The organism is Halomonas sp. BMC6, from assembly GCF_964204995.1.
Classification (GTDB): domain Bacteria; phylum Pseudomonadota; class Gammaproteobacteria; order Pseudomonadales; family Halomonadaceae; genus Vreelandella.
In genome coordinates, this window is the sequence record NZ_CAXNSH010000001.1 from 3389183 (window position 1) to 3415368 (window position 26186).

At 52.7% G+C, this 26186-nt stretch carries 17 protein-coding genes; all 17 read right to left on the reverse strand.

Going from position 1 to position 26186, the window contains the following annotated elements:
- Positions 1–24: 24 nt before the first annotated feature.
- Positions 25–2301, reverse strand: coding sequence for a glycosyltransferase family 2 protein (locus AB6K10_RS16480; RefSeq protein ID WP_339119341.1), 2277 nt, complete (start codon positions 2299–2301; stop codon positions 25–27).
- Between the two features lie 29 nt (positions 2302–2330).
- Positions 2331–5312: a glycosyltransferase gene (locus AB6K10_RS16485; protein WP_339119342.1), complete on the reverse strand. Its 2982-nt coding sequence runs from the start codon at positions 5310–5312 to the stop codon at positions 2331–2333.
- 189 nt (positions 5313–5501) lie between these two features.
- A complete protein-coding gene (locus AB6K10_RS16490) occupies positions 5502–6668 on the reverse strand; it encodes a nucleotide sugar dehydrogenase (RefSeq protein WP_339119343.1) in 1167 nt (388 codons plus the stop codon).
- Positions 6669–6937: 269 nt separating this feature from the next.
- Positions 6938–8164 (reverse strand): glycosyltransferase, encoded by a 1227-nt coding sequence (locus tag AB6K10_RS16495; RefSeq protein WP_339119344.1) that lies wholly within the window; start codon positions 8162–8164, stop codon positions 6938–6940.
- A 299-nt stretch (positions 8165–8463) separates the two neighbouring features.
- Positions 8464–9294, reverse strand: coding sequence for a polysaccharide lyase (locus AB6K10_RS16500; protein WP_339119345.1), 831 nt, complete (start codon positions 9292–9294; stop codon positions 8464–8466).
- A 6-nt stretch (positions 9295–9300) separates the two neighbouring features.
- On the reverse strand, positions 9301–10236 hold the full coding sequence (locus AB6K10_RS16505; RefSeq protein ID WP_339119346.1) for a hypothetical protein: 936 nt from the start codon (positions 10234–10236) through the stop codon (positions 9301–9303).
- Positions 10236–11291, reverse strand: coding sequence for an SGNH/GDSL hydrolase family protein (locus AB6K10_RS16510; protein WP_339119347.1), 1056 nt, complete (start codon positions 11289–11291; stop codon positions 10236–10238). Before AB6K10_RS16510 ends, AB6K10_RS16505 begins: the two co-directional genes overlap by 1 nt.
- A gap of 18 nt (positions 11292–11309) precedes the next feature.
- Entirely contained in the window at positions 11310–12332 is a 1023-nt protein-coding gene (locus AB6K10_RS16515) for an ATP-grasp fold amidoligase family protein (RefSeq protein ID WP_339119348.1), read from the reverse strand.
- A 17-nt stretch (positions 12333–12349) separates the two neighbouring features.
- Entirely contained in the window at positions 12350–13366 is a 1017-nt protein-coding gene (locus AB6K10_RS16520) for an ATP-grasp fold amidoligase family protein (protein WP_339119349.1), read from the reverse strand.
- On the reverse strand, positions 13363–15450 hold the full coding sequence (locus AB6K10_RS16525; protein WP_339119350.1) for a glycosyltransferase: 2088 nt from the start codon (positions 15448–15450) through the stop codon (positions 13363–13365). The genes AB6K10_RS16520 and AB6K10_RS16525 overlap by 4 nt, the downstream gene beginning before the upstream one ends.
- Positions 15451–15595: 145 nt before the next feature.
- Positions 15596–16936 carry a phosphoglucosamine mutase gene (glmM, locus tag AB6K10_RS16530; RefSeq protein WP_339119351.1) on the reverse strand — a complete coding sequence of 447 codons (1341 nt, stop codon included), beginning with the start codon at positions 16934–16936 and terminating at the stop codon, positions 15596–15598.
- Between the two features lie 139 nt (positions 16937–17075).
- Positions 17076–18917 (reverse strand): glutamine--fructose-6-phosphate transaminase (isomerizing), encoded by a 1842-nt coding sequence (gene glmS / locus AB6K10_RS16535; protein WP_339119352.1) that lies wholly within the window; start codon positions 18915–18917, stop codon positions 17076–17078.
- A 97-nt stretch (positions 18918–19014) separates the two neighbouring features.
- Entirely contained in the window at positions 19015–19776 is a 762-nt protein-coding gene (locus AB6K10_RS16540) for a class I SAM-dependent methyltransferase (protein ID WP_339119353.1), read from the reverse strand.
- Positions 19777–20046: 270 nt separating this feature from the next.
- The gene (locus tag AB6K10_RS16545) at positions 20047–21165 is read right to left on the reverse strand and encodes an ISAs1 family transposase (RefSeq protein WP_339119579.1); all 1119 of its coding nucleotides are present in this window, start codon (positions 21163–21165) and stop codon (positions 20047–20049) included.
- Positions 21166–21382: 217 nt separating this feature from the next.
- Positions 21383–24691 (reverse strand): heparinase II/III family protein, encoded by a 3309-nt coding sequence (locus tag AB6K10_RS16550; protein ID WP_339119354.1) that lies wholly within the window; start codon positions 24689–24691, stop codon positions 21383–21385.
- On the reverse strand, positions 24688–25392 hold the full coding sequence (locus AB6K10_RS16555; RefSeq protein WP_339119355.1) for an HAD family hydrolase: 705 nt from the start codon (positions 25390–25392) through the stop codon (positions 24688–24690). The genes AB6K10_RS16550 and AB6K10_RS16555 overlap by 4 nt, the downstream gene beginning before the upstream one ends.
- On the reverse strand, positions 25389–26135 hold the full coding sequence (locus AB6K10_RS16560) for a 3-deoxy-manno-octulosonate cytidylyltransferase (RefSeq protein ID WP_339119356.1): 747 nt from the start codon (positions 26133–26135) through the stop codon (positions 25389–25391). Before AB6K10_RS16560 ends, AB6K10_RS16555 begins: the two co-directional genes overlap by 4 nt.
- Positions 26136–26186: the final 51 nt, after the last annotated feature.

Below are 26186 nucleotides of genomic sequence, written 5' to 3' on the forward strand. Positions count from 1 at the left end.
GCTAATTCATTGACAAGGCAACATTTATGAAAATAGCGCACGTGCAGTGTGGTCCCACTGAAGCACGCCAACTGCCTGAAGATACTCATCAGTGGCGATGATACGCTTTTCAAGCACGCCTTCAAACGCCTTCTCATCCAACTGCGAGCCCTTGTGGCGTATCATTTCGTCCAAGCTATAAGCTACCGTGGGCACTTGCACCACAAAACGAGCATTCGTTTGTGCGGCTAAATAGTCAGGGGAAACCGCAGTCACCAGTGCAGGGTCAACATTGCCAGCACTGTGAGCAAACACCACGCGACGAAAGATTCTGGTGAGATAGTTGAACATGGAGTAGCTGGAAGAAGAGCCAAACAAGAGGCACGTTCCTGGGTTCAATGCATCCGGGTACTCCATAACCAGCAACCTTCCAAAATTAGGTAGTCCGTTGTCATAGGTTTTATAACGGGTATGGGTGAACGAACTCAGCACCTCTACTTCAGATACCTGTTTGGGCGTCAGCTTATTGCCCAGGTCGCCCCCCATGGCCCTCACTTTATAGCGATCTTTGGCGAATACCGCTTCGCATGCTGTCTTGTCCATCCCCAAACGTTCGGCTAGCGCAAGCGATGCGAATAAAGCACCTTTATGCGTCCAATGGGTATCTGTGGGAATAAAAGCGCCGTCGCCTAGTGCTTTAAGCTCTGAAACGGGGTACACCACTTCCTTAGCGGCTTCTAAAGCCAACACCTGATGCATCGGCCCAGAAGCGCCCTCCTGAAACGGATGGTACAGCGCCCCCATCACACTCTCTTTGGAAGGAGCCACTAACAGCGCCCACGGCTGGCTTTCTGCCGTCACGACAAGCTGGCTTAAGTACTGACGCCACCCTTCAACACCTTCAGGTGTCAGGTGCATTCGGCCAGTGAACTGATCCACGCTACCATTGGTATCATTATCTAGAAACAGCCAGCCTTGCTTACCTTCCAACACCTTGAGCGGCTGTGAGCCCTCTACGTCCTGAGTATCGACATTCACATCTTGCAGGAGCCAGCGTTGATCATCTAACGCTAACCATAAACGAAAGGCACCCAGCTTAGGAGGCACAGTAAAACGGAAACCACAGGTGCGCTGAGGGTGCTGCTCCGGCGATACCGACAACACATTCTTAATGACATCCGGACGATCAATATCTAGCGGGTAACATAGTTCATAGGTAGGCAGCCACTGGGCAATAATACGCACTTGAGACTGCATTTCAGCGAGGCTTTCCGGCAATAGCAACCAGCCCTGCACGACCCTTCCAGAGGGCAGAAACCGCGAACCACGCTGTTCAGAAGGGTAATCTAACGACCAACGTTCGATAGGTGCTTGATCGCTGTTTGATGTAGTGGAAGCCCACTCCTTCACCCGGCGCTTTAACCAGCGTGTTAAATCGTGCCCCGCAGATCGCTCGGCCGCCCGTTCAGGCACGGCCGGCTGCTTGTCGGTTAGCTCCTGCAACCATTTCATTTTCTGTTTAACCTTAGGCGCGAGTTCAGCGGCCATATGACACGCAGTATCGTTGCGGTCATGGCGCATAAAGTAGTCGCGCTGCTTCTGATAGTTAGGCGTGGCGGCACTACCGCGCCGCGCTTTGCCTAAAACAAATTCTTCTACCGACTTCACCAGGTAATGATTAATACGTGCGCCTTCCCAACAAACCTGCTCGCTTAGGCCAACGCGTACAGCCCCACCAGGAGCACGACGCTCCACCAAGGGCTGCCCCTGACTGTTGATATAATGGCCTTGCTGCAAACGAGCAATATGAGGATTAAGAAAACGATCGACGTAATCAGGACGCACGATGCTCTTAATATGATGGTTTGGGCCAAAGCCACGCTCAGCACGCTGTGTGAAACGCTCGATCACTAAACCATCTTCACGAAATTTCGCACCATTAGAACCAAAGCATGCCCAATTTAACCCCATCCCCCCTACCTCAGGGTCAGCGAAACACTCACCCAACCACTCTACCAGCCCACCATCTGTAGGTAATAGAAACTCATCTGCATCAATAAATGCAATAAGATCAATCAACTGGGGACACTTAGCGAGCAACTGCTGGTAAGCCGATAACTGAGGTGGCTTATCTTCAGTAGGCACCGAGATCAGCGTCACAATGCCTGCTTTTTCTAACGCCTCAAGCCACGCATAAGAGCCATCATCACTGGTATTATCGGCGATCAAGAAATGGCTAGCCCCTATCGCCAAGTGGAAGGCGATCCACTCAGGTAGGCTATCTCGCTCATTTTTGACGATGGCCGCAATTGCAAGCTTCAAATAGACCTCTATCTGGCGTGATATCGATGTTATGTGTCCGCCGTTAAAGCGGATACGCCCGTTAGTCGATAAGCCCTTGCCAGCGCGGCCATCAGCTCCACTGAGCTAAAATACGTTTCTGCGCGTCGCTGGGCGGCTTTGCCAAAACGCCGACATTGGGCAGGTGCCATGGCTAATTTCGCCACCTGTTGAGCGGCCGCAAATGGCTCTCCATAAGCCACTAAATGGCCGGTTTCCCCCTCGACAATCAACTCCTCAAGCGCCCCCCAACGGTAGGCGACGACAGGTCTACCCGCCGCCATCGCTTCCAATACAGTACGCCCAAAAGACTCTTGAAAGCGCGAGAGGTTCACCACAATATCCAGCTCAGCGAGCGCCTGCTCCGGCCGCTCAACATAACCTGCGAAATGAATATTCGCCGGAGCACGCCCCTGCGCCTGCCGACGAAGGAGCGCTTCTACTTCAGGAGAACGAGCACCGTAGAGCACCACAATAGCAAACGGAGCCAACGACTGAAGGTGCCCCGCCATGGCCTCCAAATCGTCTATTCCCTTTTTAGCCACGTTACTACTGAGCATACCGACACGCACATTACCGACCCGCTCACCCGGCGCAAACTGAACGGGAGGCAACGCCAATAAAGGCGGCATATGAATCGTATTAGGCACCACGCACACAGGCACCGTAGAGGGAAGCGCAAACGCTTTGGCTACACACTGAGAGTTCGCCAAGATGACCTCTGCCTGAGCATGCACATGGGACACCACTTCTTCGGGGGTAGCCCCTAATAATTCGCACAGTGCCTCATCGTGCTTTGGCAACTCACGTACGTGCACCAAAGCAGGAATACCCGCTCTTTTGGCGGCCACATAAGGTTCATGCAGCACACTGGTATTACCATGCACCGCTTTCACAGAGTAGCGATGAATCAACGCCTCAAAATGGCTAACAGTCGTCTCTACCGGCGGCTTACCCACTTGCCACCAACCGTAGGGGAGAACAGCCAGCGCACAGCAATGCTGCATAATAGCCTGCTCGTAGGCCTCATTATTAGCTTCAGGCAGTGTCACCACAACATTCCAGCGCAACTTGCTGAAAGCTTCTAATACATCTAACAAGCTGCGTTCAGCGCCATAGTGGGTGACACCTGCCTGATGCGCGCACAGCATGACCGTAGGGCGCTGGACAAATACCCTTTTGCCTTCCCATATCGGTAGTGGTGCATATCCCTTTATATGCCCCTCGCGCAGAAAATGTGCCAAAGGATTTTCTGTTGAGGCAACTACCTCAGAGTAACGCCTTCGGTAGCCAGAACTAGAAAAATTAGGCCCTGGGTCGCGCCCTTCCACCGCGCCGCTTTCCCAGTAATGAAGCAGTGGCTCAACAGGCGTTTGTTGTAGATCGATATACCGCGTTAAGTACCAACCCGGGTCGAACAGCGTTGACTCGCACACACGCTCAAAATCGGTAGGGCGCTCATTACGCGGGGCATCCTCACGCAACATGGCTAAAGGAGCGCAAAAAAGGCGATGCTCCGGGACACGAGGCATGTACAGCTCAGTGGCTTCTGAGGCCGCCGAATGCCAAGCGCGCGCCATCTGGACATACCGAAACCGGGCTCCTGAAAACTGGCTGGCCAAATGAGAGTTGGCGTGCTGGCTTAACGACCCCTCATCCGCCAATCCAAAGGCCAGCGGTACACCAGGCAACACTTCCAGGACACTTCCTGCCCCAAACCTCGCTTCCACTCGTAAACGCCACTCGGTATCCGCATTAACGCTGACCAAATCCCAATAACCTAGCGCATCGAACGTTGTTCGGCGCAGCATGAGCGACGACATATTGGGATAGACCCACCCATACTCATCCAATCGCCAGCGATGGAAATGCAACGCAGGCGTTACGCGCACCCAGTGAGATAGGCAGGCTGCAGCCTCTGGTTGGGCTATCAATGCATGAACTTGATGCTGCAATTTCTGCGGATGGGACCAATCATCACTATCGTGAGTGGTCAAGAACTCGCCGCTTGCGGCAGCCATGCCGGTATTACGCGCCGCGTAAGCACCCTGATTATGGAAATGCCTAACCACCAATAGCTGCACATGCTCAGGCGCTTCCTGCTGTAACGCCTCTACCACACCCACACTGCCGTCTTGGCTGGCATCATCCACCACAATGATTTCTAGGCGCACCTCTTGCTGGGCAAATAGGCTACGCAGCGCCGTCGCAATGGTCAGCTCCGCATTATACAGCGGCACCACAACACTAATAAGCGGCCCTGAAGCCGCTGCCGCAGCTGGCAGGGGAGCCGCTAAGTTATCGAGCCCCAATGGCTGTTCAGGCATTCGTAACGCAAGCGGCGCAAGATCATGAGTGTGAAACAGCGCATTCAACACCGCTAAAGGCTGCGACTGCGGGCCAGGCGTCAAACGAAGCACATTGCTACGTGCCAGGGCGGTATCTGCCGCGTGAGGAAAATTGGCCTCTAAAAAAGCCAATGCTTGTGGGGCCATCTGCGATAACCGCTGAGTGTTAGGTTCGCGGCAGCATGCATCAATCACCAAGAGCGCGGGGCCGGGCTGGTTCAGTTCGATCAACTGCCCAGCCGGCATCAGGCTATCAACCACAGCGTCCCAATGGCCTTGCCACGCATACCAGCGGGCCAGCGCCCAACGCGCCGTGTGCTGCTCTGGTATATTCACATTATCAGCGCTTAACACACTGACCAAACGGGGGAGTACTACACTGCTGGCACCTCGCCAAAGCGCATGATCCCAGGCGAGCGCACGGTTACGATAAGGCAGCCGCCCTTCGGCTTTACCATGGTGCTGATAATGCTCCCAGGGGTCGATGCCCGCGGCCGCGACATCCGGGTATGCCGAGAGATACCACGCCGTATCAAAATCAGCCGCGCCATTTTCATGCGTATCGTGCCTTTTGGCCAACGTAGCGTCTGAAGTCGTCTGACGACGCCCCAACTTGCTCCACCACTTCGCCAGAAAAGAGTGCATAGCCACCTACTATTACCAAAAGAACGACCGCTTACCCCATAGAAAAGGCCGCCAAACCAAGGCTTGACGGCCCAACCAAAACGAAACAGGGCAGCAGCTTTCATGAGTAAAAACCGGAACCTAAGCGCACTATATCACAATCCGTTCTGCGCCCAACACGGCTTCTATTCGTTAAACCATCTGCCTACTTCAATCGCTACCGAATAAATCACGGGTATAGACTTTTTCAGCAACATCATGCAGCTCTTCCACCATGCGGTTGGCGAGGATCACATCCGCTTTTTGCTTGAAGGCATCAAAATCTACCATGACGACTGATCCAAAGAACTTCTCTTTATCCAGCGCAGGCTCATACACCACCACCTCGATGCCTTTCGCCTTCAAGCGCTTCATTACCCCCTGCATAGCACTGGCGCGGAAGTTATCGGAACCCGTTTTCATAATCAGGCGATAGACACCGACCACTTCCGGGTTTCGGCGCAACACCGACTCCGCAATGAAATCTTTGCGAGTGCGGTTAGCGTCCACGATGGCCTGAATCATATTGTTAGGCACATCTTGATAGTTCGCGAGAAGCTGCTTGGTGTCTTTCGGCAAGCAGTAGCCGCCATAGCCAAAGCTAGGGTTGTTGTAATGTTTGCCAATACGTGGGTCTAAGCCAACCCCTTCAATAATCTGCTTGGCATCCAACCCATGGCTTTCCGCATAGGTATCCAGCTCATTAAAGTACGCCACACGCATCGCCAGGTAGGTATTCGCAAACAGCTTAATGGCTTCTGCTTCGGTACTGTTGGTCAGCAGCACCTCAACGTCTTGCTTAATTGCGCCCTGCTTCAATAGCTCGGCAAACGTGGCGGCACGCTCAGAGCGCTCACCTACAATAATACGCGAGGGGTAGAGGTTATCGTGCAATGCCTTGCCTTCACGCAAAAATTCAGGTGAAAACAGTAAATTTTGCGTATTAAATCGCTCAGCGGCTTCCGTGGTGTAACCCACGGGAACCGTCGACTTAATCACCATCACCGCGTCAGGGTTGACCTGCATTACCTGCTGAATAACAGCCTCAACGCTGTTGGTATTGAAGTAGTTGGTTTCCGGATCGTAATCTGTCGGCGTGGCAATAATCACAAACGCAGCGTCTTGATACGCCGTTTCAGCATCCAGGGTTGCCGTAAAATGCAGGTCTTCACGGGCTAAAAACGCTGAAATCTCCGCATCCTCAATCGGAGCTACGCGGTTATTCAGCATGTTCACCTTCTCAGGCACGATATCGACCGCGACGACCTCATGGTGCTGGGCCAACAGCATCGCGTTAGAAAGGCCAACATAGCCCGTACCAGCAACTGCAATTTTCATCCTTAACGTTCTCCACCAAGCTCTGTTGCATCGTTTATCGTTGCATCGTTCATCGCCTATGGCGACGGGGTGGCGCGATTCTATCAAAATACGCGCCCTTGAATTCATTACCACGGCACAATTTAATGGCGACCCTCTACATCAACCGACTTTGTGTTATTTAGCACTCGATTAACCACTGCCATGCCCAAGCATGGCACCAAGAGCATCAGGCCTGCCCAGCACTGTTAAAAGAAGTACTTCAAAAAAGCACTCATCATCAGCGGCCACTAATTTAAATAAAACACTTCCCACGCTTTACATTGCCGCTTAAAACTAACCTCCCCATTTCGTTCCGCCGAGAGGTAACGGCCACCGCCGTTGAGTGCAATCGCAAGACCTCTTCCATTACGCTTAAAAGAGAGCGCCTTGCAGCCATAAGAGTCATTGGTTGAAAACGTATTACGACTATTTAAAAAAAGCTGCTTTCCGGTCTCACTTAGCATCAGCACCTGCTGCTCTTTATCAAAGCAGACCAGCTCATCATCGGCATCTAAGAGGACTTTATCAGGATCACAATGATGAATTTGCTCACTGCTGTGAGAATAGAGCAGAACACTCTTATGGTGAGTCACAAGGCATGAAGCAGAAAAACCATCCCCAAGAAAATTCAGATGAGGTAATGTTTCAAGCGCCAGCGGGACGTTATCGCGCAAGAAGCAAAAACGGGAGGCCACTTCATCGTGACTGGAGGGAGTATCCAAACGCGATTTCTTCAATTTTTTTTCAAAGCGCTTGGCAAACACATCGCTACCTGGATGCACCGTTCGCACATACATCGGCGCTAAAGGGTTCACAATGAGCGGGTGCTTTTCATCTACCTTCGTATGATTACCCAGGCTGTAAACAGACAAAATGCTAGGCGGCTGGACTGGGCGGTAGACCTGTATCAACGACAACCCCATGGCTATTTTAGGGCTGTGCCGCTCTGTAAATGTTGAATACGCCCCTTGTTCGTAAACACCCTCGTAACCACGTGCAAATGAAATAGCATGCCCAGCAAACTGGGGCTCAATGTACTTATACAGCTCGGTTTCAAAGTCATCGGCTAACGCGTCATCGTCATCCAGACGTACCGTCGCGTAGCATACCTCCTCACCAAAGGTATGTAATTTTTCCAGCAAGTGCTGCTGCATTTTATGGATCACTCCCCCCTGGCTGGAAAGAGGAACAACATCCATATTGGGGCATTTCTGCTGGGCTAGCAGCAACCGCTGCATATTTTTTTCGGGAAGCGCCTCTGATGTAAACACCAGCACCGTGGTCTTATCAGCAGACATTTTCTGTAAAGACGGCAGCGTGACATTAAAAAAGAGCTCTTCATGCAACGACATACGCGCATCTGAAAAAAGCTCTTGTTTATATTTTTCAAATTCGTTATCGCGCCCAATGACCCAGGCGGCATTATTCTCAGACAACACGCTATAACGAATCATTACAAATGCATGCTTTTTCATTGGTTCTCTCCTTGTCAACGTGCCTGCTGAGTACATCTAGGGCACGCCACTCTGGAAAAACCATTTAAAGCACGATGATGGAGGGTGATGACAAACCATTCATACAGCACCACGCCAACCGTCTTTAAACAGCTTAGACAGAGTGGCGTGGTTTTCTTTTTTATTAAACCGGCTTTATTAGAACAACTATATTGTTTAAGCAACTATTAGCCGGTTAATTATAATTTCTACCTAGACCTAAGTTGTAGCACACCTTGGGGGAGCCGCTCAACCCACAGCACAGAAAATATCTAGCAAACCTATGGCTGAGGTACATCAGGCGGGTGAGCAACGACGCTTATATCGTCAAATAACGCGCAATCCGTTTTGTAGCTACCATTGCTACGGCGTGGGGCCCATTCAGGGCTACTACCGCCATGGAACGTACTGAATAAGAGTCGCTGTATGTGACTGGCATCACTTTCACGGTCGCGAAAACGTAACCCAGCATGCTCGATCAAACGATGGTCATCTACCCAAACCGTTACGCTTCCATTACTGGCAGAGGCTGGCGTATTTAGAACCACCTGCATACGCACTTGATAGTAACGCCCTGGCTCAAATACAAAACCTTCAGCGCGCTGGGTGTCGCCATAGCGGCCTGCCATATCTTGATGATAAATATACGTTTGCAAGCCACCATCACCACGGAACATCAAACGCGCGCTCCACCCTTCCGGAGTAATGGTATTGCCCCCCGCCACTGGGTTAGCTGGCCCTAGCCCGTGGAGCTTACCGCCACGAGCAAAATCAAAACCGTCGCAGAATTCTACCCAGAAAGAGAGTTCGTACTGCAAAGCCGGTTCAATACGTGGCGACACCACCACACGGCGGCTACCTCGCTCGTATCCTTGATAATCGACCTGCAAGGCAGTACTTCCTTCTATACCCCCACCCGGCACTAAATGAGTCAGGGAGTGATCCACGATTGCCTGGCCCACGGGAGAAAGAGTATTGCTCTCGAAGCGCTCAGTAGCATCGGGGCTTGGTGTTGACTCCCAAGGCTGCCATGCCAGTAATAACAAACAAAGCAAGGTCGCTAGGGTTATCCAAAGCTTATTCATCGACTGTTTGCCCAGATACCAATGCAAACAAGTTTATTGCAATAGCTCACTGGCACGCTTCTCTTTGAAGAGCGTGTCCCAGTGGCCCTCATTTTCCACTACGTTATTGAGCATATTGGCCCAAAATTCGCGCGGAGCGCTTTTATGGCCTTTGCCCCAATCTCCTAAATGAACCAGCAGTCTATTATTCATCTGCTTAGAGCCAACTTCTTCTGGCACTTTCATTTTTAATGATTTAATGAAAGGCGTGAAATGCCTTACCACATGGTGCTCGTCTTGAATATTCTGAAGGTAGATAGTGGGATTTTTAACTCTACCGCCATAGTAAGTACGGATATTCATCACCGCCTCACCAACCAAACGCGGATTCTCCTTCACTAACGCGGCACTCTCGACCCCCAGACAATTAGATAAAAAGCGATTCACATGAGGCTTGTAGTAATCAAGAATGTTGGTTTGAGGATTAGAGGTAATACAAAATGCACCAGGAAACTTTCTGGCGTAATACAAGCTAGCCATTCCACCCGCAGAGCCACCGATAAAAATAACGCTAGACGCTTGTGTCAAAGCAATCACTTTATCAATAATTCTTGGCACAATAGAATTCTGTAAAGAGAAATACTTACTTCCCACATACCAAGCCATATTAATGTCGTCTGCCATATACAAACAGGGGTCATTAATAGAAAGACGGCTTACCTTACCTTTCGGAGCGACGCTTAACCCTGAAAAAATAGGTAGTTTTATGCCTGTGTCTCTTTTTTGCGCACCATTAAAGAAGACTACTAGGGGCTTGCCAACACAAACTTCAACATTCAAATCAATCAGGGCACCTTGTTCAAAAATTGAATAGATACCTGATGCTGATACGTTTGAGTCTTCAAAGCTCGCTAATGAGGTAAACTCTACAGGTTTCCCCCAGCGGTCAAATGAACGCTCCTCACCAATACGTTTAATAGCCCAACTCATTACGATGCCTTCTTAACAAAGCAAGATGAAATATGCGAGATGAATATTTTACTGTTACTTTCGGGTTCTGCAGGCTCCATACCATAAGTATTTTGCATAATAGAAGCATCCCATCCCGCACTATTTGTATCCACTGCAGTAAGTTTCACTTCAGTCATATCGCTAAAACCAAGCTCACTTTCAAAAAAACTGTAAAGCGGCGTTTGTTTTAAAATAAAGCTAAAACGGCCTAGCGATGCTTTTTTACGCTTAGTGTTGATGATTTTCTTTTTTCCACCGGCTTCAATCAGAAGTGAGCAGGAGTCGAACTCTGAAATAAACGATATACCTACTGGCACTCCAGGCACGCTCAACACAACAGGCTCATTTTTTTTCAGCACGGTTGTTTTTTGCATAAAGCGAGAATTCTCGTAACACTTTATCTCGCCAGAAACTGATGACAGCCCCAAGCGCGGCAAGTCATTATCTAGCAATACTTTTTTATCGTTGAAAAAACCAAGCTCTTTAGCAACCAGAAACTCAGAAACAACCGTTTCTGAGATATATCTTGTCACATAAGGGGACTGATAATGACTGTCATCTAAATAAAAATCATCTAATGCAGCGATGCTCTGTGACTTACGCTTAAGCAAGCTATCAATATCGACTACTAACCCACCATACCGTTGAGTAATAGCTGACATTCTTTCATGCATTTTAGCTTGTTTTTCCCAGAACCTTTCCCTGCGGCGGCCCAGTAAAATAGTGACAAGCATCGCGTTTGGGTACTTCTCACTAACTTTATTCAGTAATGCTGAAAAAGAATATTCCCATAGGCGCTTATCATTTGAATGCAAAGGAAGGTCGTTAATGCCATACTCTACAAAAACAAGGTCGATGTTTTTTTTACCAAACATAGACAAGTTTTCCAAACCGAATAAGCTACCTGTTGCACCTACTGCAATATTAAAAACGTTTTGCACTTCAACGCCTGAAGCACTCAGGCACTGAGGAATTAGCGTTGATAGGCCATCACGAATTACTAAATTACTTCCACCCACAAACAGTATATTCACTTACTGCTCCAATACTCGTTACATTGCGATTTGTTTGTAGGCATCGAATTTTTTGCCATCCAGCAAATCTTTCATGAGCCTGTTTTGCGCGGACTGAAACTCTTCACCCAATACCCGATCCCACTCATCAACGAAACCGGCCGCACCGCCTGCATTAAATGTAAACTCACCAAAATATAATTTATCTTTGCCTGCTAAAAAATCAATCCTACTAAATGGGAAAGGTATCTGAAGGCTCAACGCCTCAACCTGCTCAATATCATGTTGCGAAAACAAAGGAGACGCCACCTCACTCCCCTGCTCATAGCTATTTTCTATTCTCGCCTCGATAATATTGCCCGCTCTATCGAAAAAGACGTCTTCCCTCTTTTTCCCCCAACGAGCGATTTGAAGCACAATCACCACTTTACCATAAAATGTGTAGAATTTGACATCATGAGAGCACTGCCCCTGGCGATTCAGCACCAGCTGCTCTACTTCCCATTTCATGCCACGGCTCGCCGTTTCAGCGACAGCCCTGATAGCATCGTTAAAATTTTTATATTTTTTTTGTTTAAACACTTCCAGCACACTACCGTCATTTTGTAGCGCAATACCGAAGACATTCTTAGACTGCGCTCCAAAGACAGGCTTAACGACAAAGCTGTCGCCAAAACAAGAGTAATTCACATGTGCCAACTCTTGCGTTGGAATATTCGTTAAATATGTATCAGGAACGCTTACACCTAACGACGTACAGAAAGCTTTGCCACCTGATTTACTATTGATCGCATTTCGGCTACTCACCGTAGAAGCCATTAGGCTACTGTTTATCATTCTCTGAAATTTAAATGACTTCGAGAAAGAGTTAACAAAAACAGTCGAAAACGAGTGGGATACAGGAGGTACTAAAGAGTACTCTGATGCCTTAGCCCTAAGATCTCGCAATGCAGAAGAATCCCCGGTACGCACAACTTTCTTAATTTGGGTGTCAATTTTCTTGAACGACTCACGAATATTGGCAATTTCTTCTTCTACAACATCAAAGCATTCACGATTCATTAGCGCACCCAAAGGCGTTATTTTGAACTTAAATGTGCAAGAACTTTCGCCTCTGCACTCAGGTAGCACTCCCCAAGGTACCGATCAAACTCTTGATTAAAAGAGGAAAACTGGCCAGGGCGGGGAGTAAACTCACCAAAGGAAAAAGCGTTTTTACTTTTGATAAAGTCGATACGCATAAACGGCGTGGGGATCGCTTGGCTGACTCGCTTAGCAATTTCCAACTGCTCATTGGTGAATCCACTACCGACAAAACTTCTGCCTTCATAGCGCCCTGTTTCTGCCAAGCGGCCATCGGGTAACCATTCGCAGTAACGGGTTTCATTGGCGCGTTCAACTTCTAATACAAACCCTACTTCTCCGAAGAAGCAGTAAAACTTGAGGTCTACCGGGGGCAGTGGCTTGCCACCTTCAAAATCACCAATAAATTCTTCAAGCAGCCAAGAATCTTTTTTGATGGTGCCCTGCTCTACCATGCTGTTTGCCTTGGCCATGGCATCACTGACGGTGGGCAGTGTTTCTCCGGTGCGTACTTCAAACGCCCCACCCTGCTCATCAAAAATAAAGACGCCGTGGCTAGATGAGCCATTTTCAGGCTTAAGCACCGTGGCTGGTTTAGGCTCAATGCTGGCCAGCGGCTGGTTGAAGGCAAACGTTTCGGGCCGCTTTACGCCTAGCTCATCAATAAACTGGTAAGCGTAGCGTTTGTTGTTCAGCTTCCATTCGGGTTGAAAATTAAACAACTGGCGACGCCGTGTGGCCTGCACCAACAGCTGTTGAAAAGAGGCCACATTGGTGAGGGGCACCTTATGCTGACTCAGCAAGCGGGTAAATTTTTCCGTTAATTCATCGGCACTTAACAGTGCCGATACTTGCTCCAGTACAGCTTGGCGCTCATCAGCAGGTAATTTCTGGGTGGCGGCCACAACCTGATTGGCAATGGCGCGTTTTTGTGCCTTTTCTCGCTGTACCTTTTCTTCTGCTTGGGTAAGCGCTTCTAACAAAGCGCTCACATCCTGCTGGCGTTTACTCACAGAGCTCCCCAATTTTTCAAGCCCATAAAGTCAGGGTAACCGTCTAGCGGGTACTCGGTTAGGGCTTTATCGGCAGTTTTATAGTGGTTGGCATCAACCGTTTGGCCCATCACAACGGGCTCTACTTTACCCTGTTTCAGCAGCTCGAAGTAGAGGTTGCATAGGGCTTCCGGTGCCTTGTGGAAGCTAGGCCAATGGAACAGCGCCACCTTCTGCTTGGGGTGCTTGCCGATAAATTCAGCCGCTTTCTGGCAATCCTCTAAACGAGAGAAATCGCCTGCAATCACGGTATTAAACGTGAGAGGCTCATCGGAGCGCTCGAACATGCTGCGTGGTGCGGGGAAGGCCCGCTTGGTTTTCGCATCCTGTACGTTCAGATGCTTTTGCGAGGCATGCCACCAAGCACAAATTTCACGGTAGATATGGCGCAAGCCAAAGTAGACTGTACGTACATGCGTTGCCTTCGTACGCGTGAGTGACGACTCTTCATCCAACGCAAATGCCAGCGGCGTATCCGAGTAAATTTTAGCGAATGATTTTTTACCGAACTGCGCTTGCATACGCCAGATGTATTCAGTGTCGCCGCCAATACGCACGTGGTCCCACTCGCCTACGATGTCTAACACTTCCTTACGGAACATGAAGGAGGACTGGCTCCAGTGTGTTAGGCAGTTATTGGGGCGCCAGTTTTGCGTAAACGCCAGGTTATCCTGCGCACGAATCCAATGGGCGGAGCAGCCCATGACCTTGGGGTGCTTCTCTAGATACGCTACCTGAGTCGCAATTTTTTGCGGATGCGACCAGTCATCGCTGTCATGGGTGGTGAACAGCTCTCCCGTGGCAAATGTGAGGCCGTAATTACGCGCGGCATACGCCCCGCCATTGTGCGGCGGCTGCACAGCTTTTACGCGGGGGTCTTCTTTTGCGAGGGCTTTCAGCACATCGAAGGTGTGGTCGGGAGAGCAGTCATCCACCGCGATAATTTCGATGTTATCGTAGGTTTGCGCTAGCAAAGACTCAATGGCGATACGCACCTGCTCACCCGCGCTATAAATCGGCATGATGATCGACACTTTTTTCGCACCCTTCACTTTGGGCGCAGGCAAGCCCACCACATTACCAATGGAAAGCGGCTGGGTTTTATCTTTACGGCGAATGCCGCTAAACCCATGAATGGCGAAGGCCTGATTAATCAGCTCAATGCGCCGGGCATCATCATTTAAGGCGTTAGCAAGAGCAAAATGGGCATCGGCATCGTTCGGGTGGCGTTCTACAAAAGGCTTTAACGCCGCATAGGCCTCTTCCGGGCGGCCCAGGGTTAATAAGCAAAAATAGGTCAGGTAGACCGTCTCTTTATCTAAATTTGGCGTGTTCACGACTCTTTGCATTGACTCAGCTAGCTCTAACGCTTGGCTGAACTCACCACAAAAATAGTGCCAACGGGCACAGTGCCACATTGCTAACCAACGTGTTTTGCTGCTTGCACTTGTATCGTTATATATATTTTCAAGTTCACGTATAGCAGTTACAGAATGCCCATTCCAAACCTGAATACCAAAGTGAGAAGTGGTATTTGCTTCACTGCTTTTTATCTCGTTTCCGTTTTCCTTGCCCTTGTAAAGGTAGTGCAGCAGCGGTACTTCATTCGGCTGCATTTGGGTGCTGTGGCTTTCGAGATAGAAGTCGTTATCAAAGCGCTTGCAGGGGTTCAAACCTAACCGCCAGCCTACTGCTAGGTAGTGCAGAATCGGGTCTACCTTTTTCGGCACCCACACCTCATGCTCTACCAAATACCACTTACCGTTCACTAAGCGGGATTTCTTGACCAGCGCAATGTCGTTATCCACTTCCCCAGGGCGAACGATTTCCAGGGCATCGCGCAGTAATTGATCAAGCACCTTCTTATTGTCGATCTTGCGAAGAGAAAGAGCTAAATTCACGTAAATAGGCTTGAAGCCGCTGTAACGATTCAGCGCTTTCACGTAAAAGGAAGCCGCCTGCTCAAAGGCTCCCTGCCGATATAACTCATTTCCTTTTTGAAAATTCATAGGGTCGATCAGGCTCTCTGTGGTCATCATGCTCATAGACAAGGTTCAAAACAGCACGCGCTCACACATAGGGTACGACTAACGTCTAAAATAGCAATATAATAAATCGAGCGCCTCAGAACGAGCCGAGGCGTTTATTGTTTTACCCTTGTGTTTTATGCGTATGCTTTTGTTGAAGGCGTTATGCCTGTGGCAACGCATTCGCAATATGCCGTGCACATTCATCGGCCAAGGAAGCATCACTCGCTTCTACCATCACGCGAATTAACGGCTCGGTGCCTGACTTGCGCAGCAACACACGCCCTTTCGCTCCCAGCGTTTCCTCAGCTTCTTTTACGGCCTGCTGTACAACAGGGCTTTCCAGCGGGTCGTGTTTACTAGCCTTAAAGCGTACGTTAACCAATACCTGTGGCAGCTTATGCATGCCCTGCTTCGCCATAAACAGCGTATTACTTTGATTGAGTAACGAGGTAAGCACGCGCAGCGAAGCAATAACGGCATCGCCAGTGGAAGCATGGTCCAGGCTGAGCAGGTGTCCAGAGCCTTCTCCCCCTAAGCGCCAACCGGTGGCTTTTAGCTGCTCCATCACGTAGCGGTCGCCTACTTTGGCACGTACAAACGGGATATCTAAGGCGTTTAGGGCCTGCTCTAGCCCTAAATTACTCATTTGTGTGCCCACTACGCCGCCCGTGTAACCCGCCTGTTTGGCATCTTTGGCTAACAGGAATAACAGCTCATCACCATCTACCACGGTGCCGGTATGGTCAACCATCATCAGGCGGTCGGCATCGCCATCCAGTGCAATGCCTAAATCCGCTTCATGAGCCAGCACCGCCCCACACAGGTTACGCATCGAGGTTGCGCCACACTCTGCGTTGATGTTCACACCGTTAGGCTGGTCGTGAATACTGATCACCTCTGCGCCTAACTCTTTGTACACGGCGGGAGCCACTTTGTAGCCTGCACCGTTCGCGCAATCGACCACGATCTTAAGGCCTTTCAAGCTTAACGCGCTGGGCAACACGGCTTTGCAGTACTCGATATAGCGGCCTGCGGCATCATCAATACGGCGGGCTTTGCCTAACGCTTCCGATTCCACGCACTCCATACCGCCTTCCAAGGCAACATGCAGCATGGCCTCAATTTCTTGCTCTTGAACATCGGTCAGCTTAAAGCCGCCCTGGCCGAAAATTTTAATGCCGTTATCGTAAAACGGGTTATGAGACGCACTGATCACCACGCCCGCATCGGCCCGAAACGTAGAGGTGAGGTACGCCACCGCAGGCGTAGGCAGCGGGCCTACCAACGCAATATTCACACCCGCTGCTGAAAAACCCGCTTCTAGAGCAGACTCCAACATATAACCGCTGGCACGGGTATCTTTCCCGATAAGAACTTCTTTGACGCCCTCAGCACCCAATACCTTACCGGCCGCCCAGCCAAGCTTCATGGCAAAAGCCGGTGTCATCGGGAATTCACCCACGCGGCCGCGAACGCCGTCAGTACCAAAATAGTGTCGCATGATGTCAAAACCTGAATAGAGGAAGGTGGATGGTGAGTGGTGAGTGGTGAGTGGTGAGTGGTGAGTGGTGAGTGGTGAGTGGGAAATAGTGAAGCGTTGGGAGGGCGGCGATGGGCCGCCCCCGATAACGCTACACCACTTACTCCACCGTGACGCTCTTGGCCAAATTGCGCGGTTTATCCACATCGGTGCCTTTTACCAGCGCCACGTGATAAGAGAGTAGCTGTAGCGCTACCACGTGCAGCACGGGCGAAAGCAAACCGTAATGCTCCGGCATTGCCAGTACATTCACTCCTTCGGATGGCTTCACTGTGCTATCACCATCCGCAAACACATACAGCTGACCACCGCGGGCGCTCACTTCCTGCATGTTGGCTTTTAGCTTTTCCAGCATTTCATCGTTGGGGGCCACCACCACTACCGGCATTTCGGCATCGACTAGCGCTAGCGGGCCGTGTTTCAGCTCGCCTGCTGGGTAGGCTTCTGCATGAATATAGGAGATCTCTTTCAGCTTCAACGCACCTTCCAAGGCAACTGGGAAGTGTCGGCCACGGCCTAAAAACAGCGCATGGTGCTTATTCGCAAACTGCTGCGACCACGCCTTAATACTAGGTTCTAGCGCCAATACCTTTTCGACCGCAATGGGCAGGTGGCGCAGTTCTTCTAGGTAAGCCTTTTCATCTGCCTCCAATAACCGCTGCTTGCCTTTTGCCAGCAGCAGGGTAAGCAAAAATAGCGCCGCCAGCTGCGTGGTAAACGCCTTAGTAGAGGCTACGCCAATTTCTGGCCCTGCTCGGGTAATAAAGCGCAGCGCGGTTTCACGCACAATGGCAGATTCCGGCACGTTACAAATCGCCAGCGTATGGGGGTGGCCCAGGGCTTTGGCGTGCTGTAACGCCGCTAGGGTATCTGCGGTTTCACCAGATTGAGATATAACCACCACCAGCTGGTTCGGGTTGGGCACACTCACGCGGTAGCGGTATTCGCTGGCAATTTCTACATTGCAGGGAATACCCGCCACTTGTTCTATCCAGTATTTAGCCGTCATGCCCGCATAGCTGGAGGTGCCGCACGCCAGGATCAAGACAGAATCAACTTGCTCAAACACTCCCTGGGCATCGGCTCCAAAAATACCGGGGTGCAGCTGCCCTGCCCAGCTGAGCATTTCCAGCGTATTGCCTAGCGCTTGGGGCTGCTCAAACATCTCTTTTTGCATGTAGTGGTTGAACTCACCCAGCTCGACCGCATTGGCAGAAAGGTGAGAGGTGACGACATCGCGCTTAACGGGTTGGCCAACGGCATCGACCACCACTACCGCATCACGGGTTAAGCGGGCAACATCGCCATTTTCCAAATACATCATTTGCTGCGTGACCGACAGCAGCGCAGAGGCATCCGATGCGGCGTAATGGCCATCTTCGGCAATACCCAACATAAGGGGCGAACCTTCACGGGCGACGACTAGACCATCAGGCTCTTCTTCGCTGACGACCGCTAGCGCAAACGCGCCTTTTAAATGCTTAACCGCGCACTGCACAGCAGAAAAGAGGCTTTCAGCGGGTTCGCCAATTTCACCTTTAAAGCATGCCTGAATAAGGTGGGCAATGGTTTCGGTGTCAGTATCTGACGTAAACACATAACCCAAGGCCTGCAGCTGATCACGTAAGGCTTCGTAGTTTTCGATAATGCCGTTGTGCACCACGGCCAAGCCTGCCGAGATATGCGGGTGGGCATTACGCTCTGCGGGCACCCCATGGGTTGCCCAACGGGTGTGGGCAATGCCGATAGTACCGCTGAGTGCCTGCTGTTCCACACGGGCAGCCAATTCCGCCACGCGCCCTTTGGCACGCGCCCGCTGTAAGCCATGATTGATGACTGCCAAACCAGCGGAATCGTAACCGCGATACTCCAGCGTCGAGAGCCCTTGTAATAGAAAAGCGATGCTATCCTTTGCGCTTACTGCGCCTACAATCCCGCACATTTAAACAGTTCCTACACAAGCAAAAGAAAACAGCATGCCTTTGCACAAGCCATGCCACTACCCAGTTCATGACTATAAATCATTAAGCGGAATTAATTCATCCTTTGTTGCGAATTTCGGGGAGGGAGAAATCTAGGCCGATAGCTCGCTCAGGGTGGTCATCAGTTCTTACAAATGCATTCTTAACAGTAGCCGTTACTGGCCTCTCAACTCCAGGGCGCGTTAAGCGTCCTAACCCTTTTTCTAATGGATGATACTCAAGTTCAAAGTGATGGTCTTTGGCCCAACGCTCGCAAATATCTTTCTCTTCTTGGCGAGTAGTATCATCCATCCACACTTCCGCATGAGGCAGCAGCTTATCTGCTAAAGCAGGCAAGGCAGGGTAACGACTATATAAACAGGTTGCCCCCGGCGGGCCATCCACCCAGAGCAAATCAATATCAGAAATATTATCCAACAACGCCAGCGGATACCATTGAGAAGGTTTTTCCGCATCTATTGAGTTAAGATGCTCTTTTTCCCAAGGTTCTATCGCAGCGATACGCATATCTACAAAGCGCTGAAGCTGCTCCGCCTCTAACGTCGCCATGGTTTGAGCTCCGTAATAATCGCTATGCTCTATTGAATACAGCTTACCACTGCCGTTTTGAGACAGGGCATCGGCTATTACCAATGTAGAAGCGCCACTACCGAACTCTACGATTACACTGGGCTTCGTCTGCATAATATGGGTGTGCAAACGAAGCAGGACATCGGGAGAGGTAGCCCAGCCGCGCAAAGGTGGCAGCTGGCCTTTGATTGACAAACGCTGCTGTAACCAAGAGAGACTTTCTAATTGAGCATAAAGACGATTCTGCACAATTAATAAATCTTTGGTGCTTTTAGCTGAATTATCTTTTGCTGCCTGCAGAAGTACTTTTTCCAGCTACTCAAGCTTACCTTCAATCATCGTCGCTGGCAGACCATACTCCGTTGCTCTGGCAAGCCTACCCCTTCTCGCTGGTACGCTCCGTGGTAGGTAGGGGTCGCCGAGCTTCCAGAACGCGCTCTGGGCAGAACCTGACGCACCGCACTGGTCACAGACCCATGGCGACCGACTCTTCACCCCAGGGAAAACGCATGAAAAATTTCATACCGCGAGAATGTCCGCCAGGTAGGTCTCATCCAGCGCGGCTTTCTTCTGTTTCCGCCGGATTCCGCCTTTGAAACGGGTCTCCCCTTTCAAATAATTCAAGGCGATATGCCGAACCCTGGCGAGGTTTTCAGCAGCCTGACCACGGTGAATTTTGCAGACGTCCTCGCGGAGCGCCACGTCCAGAGACCAGTGGAGTTTATTCTCCACGAACCAATGCTGGCGAGCCGCTTCGGCGAGCTTCTTGGCGCTCAGATCGGCAGAGCTGATGTAGTAGCGGATCATCGGGGCTTCTGGCACCTCGTCACCTTCCTGGCGGAAACTCATTACCACGCCCACCGTTTTCAGGCCTGCCCATTCATAGCTAAGCTCCTGAAATTCTTCAGTAACCTCGCTGACAATATGGTATCGGGTCTCTTGCCGGCCACGGCTCTTCTCGTCCGTGACGTACGCATCCCCTTCAAAGTTGACCACCTTGGCCATGGGAAACGCAGCCTCGAAGGCGTCAGCCAAGGCCGGCTGGTTGCCCTTCACCGAGAGTAGGTAATCGGCGCCCTTCTGCAGGACCTGCGTGGCGATCTTCTTCTGGCAGCCCATGGCATCGATTGTTACCAGGCAACCTTGCAGATTCAGCAGCTTGAGTAGCTCGGGAATCGCCGTGATCTCGTTGGACTTCTCCGCCGTCTTGACCTGGCCCAGCACCACGCCATTCGCCGCACTGAAGGCACTGACCATGTGTATCGCACCTTTGCCCCTCCCCCGGCAGTACGACCCACGCAGCGTCTTGCCATCGATGGCCACTACCGCGCCCTCCGTCACATCGTGACAGGCCTTCATCCACTCGGCGAATGCACTTTGCAGCTGCTCGGCATTCACCAAGGCCATGACCCTAGCCAAGGTGTCATGGCTGGGCACACCAGCCTCAAAATCGCCGTACTGACGGAGAAAATCGAGCTTCGCGTGGCCAAAGTCCTCGATTTCGTCCCAACCCTCGGCACCACAGATCACCGCACAGACCGTCAGGAACAGGATATCCGACAGCTGATGCTGCACTTTCCAAGCCTGGCGGAAGTCGGGAACGATCGATAAATGGTGCATAAGCGATGGTGTCAGCATGAGGTCATCCATGAGCAAAAGCCGTTAGATGATCACATTAGCTCCTACTGGTAAAGCGCTACGAAGCCCGTCGTAGAGCGGTTTTTCATACGTTTTCCCTGCGAGTTCGGGCCCTACTGGTTCGAGAGTGCCACGCCCACCTTCCTGGTGGATGCCCTCAAGCAACGCTGAGTCTTCACCCCTCAGCTTGATCAGTGGGAAACGGAATATAAGCTACTCAACCAGAAGGCGACATGCCCGACTCGTCGGGCAGGGAAAAGTCCAAGCCCAGGGCGCGTTCGGGATGAGCATCTTCAGCTCTCTCCGACACCACCGTTTTCGGCATCGGCGCCACTTTCGGCGCACCAGGCCGGGTCAAGCGGCCCAGGCCCTTCTCCAGCGGGTAGTATTCCAGCTCAAAGCCATGGTCTTTGGCCCAGCGCTCGCAGATATCCTTCTCTTCCTGGCGGATGGTGTCATCCATCCACACCTCGGGATTCGGTGAGAGCTTTTCGGCCAGTAGAGGCAACGCGGGATAACGGCTAAACAGGCAAGTGGCTCCGGGCGGGCCATCCACCCACAGCAAATCAACGTTCTCGACGCCTTCCAGCAGCGAGACCGGGTACCAACGCGGCGGCTTCTCGGCATCCTCGGGATTCAGGTGATCGCCTTCCCAGGTTTCCAGGTCTCCGATCCTCAGATCAACCCAGCCTTCCAAGGCTTCGGCCTGCAACGTACCCAAGGTCTGGGCACCGTAGTGGTCACTATGCTCGATGGAGATCAGCTTGCCTACGCCGTTCTGGCGCAGTGCATCAGCAATCACCAGCGTGGAGGCCCCGCTACCGAACTCCACGATCACCCGAGGACGGGTAGCCATGATGTGCGCATGTAGGCGCAATAGGACGTCAGGTGAGGTCGCCCATCCCCGCAGCGGAGGCAGCTGGCCCTTGATCATCAGCCGGCGCTGCAGCCAGGAGAGGCTTTCCAGCTGGGCGTAGAGGCGGTTCTGGACAAGAATCAGGTCCTTGGTGACCTTCCCCGCACTATCCTTGCTCGCTTGTAGCAGCGTCTTCTCCAGCGCTTTCAGCTCATTCGAAAGGGTTTCCACGGTGTTCTCATTATTGGTTTCGGGCATAGCAGGCGTGGGCTCCGGCAATGGGTCGGTATTCAAGGAAAGACTGGTGGCAGAGTGCTTCTGCTTGGGCGCTTCGGCTGCACGCACGAAGCCGCGTATCTGTACAGGCCTACCCGCCTCTTCCGGGGTCAGGGTAAAGGTGTGAGTAGGAGAGCCCTCGTACCAGCGCACCTGGGTCTTCTGGCCCTCAACCAGCAGGTAGAAGGCGTACTCTACCGCCCCTTCCATCACACCTGGCATCAAAGCACAGCGCCCGGTGACCTGGTCGGCGTCCACCTCGCCGTACACCCTCAGCGGCACACTGCAGATAGCGGTCTTCTCACTCGCGGTCAGAGAGTGCTCAATGATGTCTGCTGCGGCTGTCTCAGAGTGCAGCGGCCTTGCCGTCACTATAACGATGTCTTCCGCCGTGATTGCAGGGATAGGCAACTGCCACTGGCGGCCTAAAGAGCTTAGTGTGTGGGCTACCTTGCCATTAATACTCAGGCTCAAGTCCCAGCTATTTTCCAAAGGCGGTGAGAGGAACTCATCTCCTCGGCACAGTGCCACCTGCAGATAGTCGCGATGAACGGAGACTACAAGTCCTGATGGTGGCAGCTTCTTGGGCAGCAGATCTGCCAGGCTCAGGCGTATGTCGCCGAGCGTCGCTTCTCTCCCGGATGCCTGAAGCGCGGGCGGGGTATCAGCAAAGCTGAAGCTCCACCAGTGGTGGGTGACAGAAGCAGGCTGTGAAACCTGCAAGGTACACTGCCCACGGGAGCCCCGCAGACGAACCTGCTGGGCCAGGCTCAGGGGCTGCAGGCCCGATTGAACCCACAGGGTGCGTTGACTCGATGGCAGGTAGAGCGACACCACACCTGCTTGCTCGCCCCAATAGGCGTCCGCATCGCCGTGCCAGTGGTAGGCCACGGTTGAATCCGGCGCAGACACTACCGTATCGCAGACCACGACATGGTCACGTCCCAGCCGCCACAGCGTGCGGGTGATGGTTTCCGCCTGAGCGTCCATGGGGTAGCAGGCGGTTAGATCAACCACCGCATAGGCACCCTCAGCCTTTGACGTAAGTTGACACGCACCTGAATAGAGCAGCTTACCGGCCTTATGGGCCTGGCCATGGCCGTTGATCACTGGCGTGTTGTGTGCCTCAGGCCCCAGGGTAAAGTCCCGCTCTGAGGTCTTGAGATACTGCTGATAGCCGGGGTCGGTGATCCACCAATGGCCAGCCTGCCCAATCAAAAGGGTGCCGCTATCCGCCTGGATATGGTTCATCGGCGAGCGGCACAGCGACATCACCACGCTCAGATCGTCTGCACCCAGCCCGGTGGCCAGCGTGACCGCCGCGGTACTTTGCTGGACAACCGGCACCTCAAGGGCGCTGCCTGGCAGGCTATCGCGAGGCATTTCCGGTGGTGTGGTATCTTCCCGAGCCGCCTGCTGATTAGTTTGCTGAGCGCGAACCCAGAGCGCATCGGCCCGCAGCCATTCTGCGGGCACCGCGTCCAGCAGGTTTTCACGGGAGTCACTGAATGCCCAATGCTGCAGCCGCGCCAGAGCCGACCACACAAACGGCATCTCCAGCGGCTCTACGTCACCGATCTCGGCCGACTGGGCAATCTGGCCCGGGCACGCCAGCCCGCGGGCCTGGTCCTCCAGGTCTATCATCGCCGGATGATGGACGATGCTCTCGATCACAGCGCTGGACTGGGTGCTCAGCCAGCCCAAGGCAAAATTGTAGAGGTAGCCGTCGTAGGAGATCCCCTCAGTCAGCCCTTGGTGGTAGAGCGCTAAACGCGCCTGAAAGAGATGCAGGAAGCGTGAAGAGAGCCGCTCACGCTCAGGATGATCAGTCATCTCGGCGGCAGTGGCTAGGGCCGCCTGCGCAATCAGGGGGATGTTGTGCAGGTGCTGGTGGGGTGACGGCTTGGCCAGCAGTTCCTCTGCCCTGGCCAGCGCCTGTACCGCAGGTGGGACCAAGGGCATGCCCTCCTCTACGGCAAGCTGAAGGGCACGCCGCAGCGCCTGCTGGGTCGCCTCCGGCAGCCAGGTCCAATCGCGCAGTGCCATGGCCATCAGCTGCACCGCATGGCCATAGGGAAGATCCAGCTTGTTGGCTACCGTATAGCGCGACCACTGGGCCAGCGCTTCGAGATCCTCGATGCAGCGATCACGAGCCGCTTGATCTTCCAGGAAGGTGGCTGCCCCACTCAGGGCATAAAGGCGCTCTTCGAGCGCCCACAAGCACCAGATTTGCCAAGGATAGGGTTGAGCAAAGCCCCTGACCTGCGTGTCCAGCTCAGGAAGTGACGTTATCGGTAAGGAAAGCGACCAGCGCCGGCGAATGCGGTAGCAGGTGAAGCCCAGCTGCTTGGCGTTGAGGTGTTGGTAAAGGCGTTTGGCAAACAGTTCTTTCAATGCAGCCCTCGACCATCTAGGGAACAGTTATCCACCAGTGCCTGTACGCTGCTCACATGAATCAACCCATTCGCTGAGACCCAAGCCTCCCAATCCGCCACCTCGCTCCAACCGCTCAGAAACACGAAGTCCAGCCCGGCGGCACTGGCGGCTTGGTAGTCGTACTTGCTGTCCCCCAAGAACAGCGCCGACTGCTGAATGTTGCCAGCGGCCAACTCCCGGGCCAGGATCTCGTCCTTGGGATCAGGGCTGCCGAAAATGCCGCCGTCGAACCACTCTGCAATGCCGCGTTGGGCAAACACATCGCGTAACTCGGCCTGGTCGCCGCCGGAAACGATCAACCAGCGGGCGCTGGGGGTCTGCTCGCGCAGCGCCTCCAGCCCCGGGGCCACCTCACAACTCAAGAGCCCTTCACGCACATAACTGGCATAAGCCTGCAGCAGTGCCTCCAGGCCGGGGCCCTGCTGCTCGGCTTCATTAGGTACGATGTCAGGTGCGATCTTTTCCAGGAAATAAGCAAACTTCTTGTAGCGCGACACCCCACCATTAGCGACGTGGTAGTCAACCATGGCTTGGGCGGCGGCTTCCCCGTAGGGCAAGGTCGCTTGGTAGAAAGCCTCTGTCTTGACCTTGTTGGAGTCGAGGACGACACCATCGCAGTCGAAAACCAGGGTAATGTAATCAGTGACCGGATGCTTCATGCCGGCACCTGACCGGCTTGGCGAAGCGCGGCTTCCACTTTGGCCACATCCTCGGGCACATCCACTGCCAGGCTGCCGGGCTGGGTTTCCACCATACAGATGGTCTTGCCCAGCTCCAGGAAGCGCAGGATCTCGATATCCTCGGCGTGCTCCAGTTCGCTCTTGCGGCCGAAAGCGCGAAAGGCGGCGAGCTCCTCGCGGGTAAAAGCGTAGATGCAGACCTGCTTCTTGTAGCGCTTGGGGGCACACTTGGCGTCCTTGAAGCCCGGCAGGGCGACCCGCGACATGTAGACCAGCTCGTCGCGCTCGTTGGTGATCACCTTGGGGATATTAACGCTGTGGGGGTCTTCGTTGTCGCCTACCCAGCTGACGCCGTTGATGATGGCGTCCATATGCGCCAGCTTTGCGTCGCGCACCTTGAGGATATCCGCCGGGTCGGCCAGCGGCTCATCGCCCTGGACGTTGATGTAGATGTCGGCGTCGACCTGCTCGGCGGCCTGGGCCAGGCGGTCAGTGCCGGTCAGGGCATCGTCGGTGGTCATCACCGCCTGGAAACCGGCGGCCTCGACGACCTCGGCGATGCGCCGGTCTTCGGTGGCGACATAGACGTTCTCGGCGCCGACGGCGCGGGCCGAGAGCTCGGCGACCCACAGGATCATCGGCTTGCCCAGCAGGGACACCAGTGGCTTGCCCGGGTAGCGACTGGAGCCATAGCGGGCGGGGATCATGACCACACTACGCATAGCGGCCTCTTGTTCGTGATGTTGAAAGGAAACGCCCAATGACAATGAACG

What these genes read in the sequence shown, in the direction of transcription:
- AB6K10_RS16555 (WP_339119355.1), bottom strand. Translation starts at nt 25,392, where the DNA reads ATGAAGCATCCGGTCACTGATTACATTACCCTGGTTTTCGACTGCGAT.
- AB6K10_RS16490 (WP_339119343.1), bottom strand. Translation starts at nt 6,668, where the DNA reads ATGAAAATTGCAGTTGCTGGTACGGGCTATGTTGGCCTTTCTAACGCG.
- AB6K10_RS16505 (WP_339119346.1), bottom strand. Translation starts at nt 10,236, where the DNA reads ATGAGTTGGGCTATTAAACGTATTGGTGAGGAGCGTTCATTTGACCGC.
- AB6K10_RS16485 (WP_339119342.1), bottom strand. Translation starts at nt 5,312, where the DNA reads ATGCACTCTTTTCTGGCGAAGTGGTGGAGCAAGTTGGGGCGTCGTCAG.
- glmM (WP_339119351.1), bottom strand. Translation starts at nt 16,936, where the DNA reads ATGCGACACTATTTTGGTACTGACGGCGTTCGCGGCCGCGTGGGTGAA.
- glmS (WP_339119352.1), bottom strand. Translation starts at nt 18,917, where the DNA reads ATGTGCGGGATTGTAGGCGCAGTAAGCGCAAAGGATAGCATCGCTTTT.
- AB6K10_RS16515 (WP_339119348.1), bottom strand. Translation starts at nt 12,332, where the DNA reads ATGAATCGTGAATGCTTTGATGTTGTAGAAGAAGAAATTGCCAATATT.
- AB6K10_RS16495 (WP_339119344.1), bottom strand. Translation starts at nt 8,164, where the DNA reads ATGAAAAAGCATGCATTTGTAATGATTCGTTATAGCGTGTTGTCTGAG.
- AB6K10_RS16560 (WP_339119356.1), bottom strand. Translation starts at nt 26,135, where the DNA reads ATGCGTAGTGTGGTCATGATCCCCGCCCGCTATGGCTCCAGTCGCTAC.
- AB6K10_RS16545 (WP_339119579.1), bottom strand. Translation starts at nt 21,165, where the DNA reads ATGCTGACACCATCGCTTATGCACCATTTATCGATCGTTCCCGACTTC.
- AB6K10_RS16525 (WP_339119350.1), bottom strand. Translation starts at nt 15,450, where the DNA reads ATGAGCATGATGACCACAGAGAGCCTGATCGACCCTATGAATTTTCAA.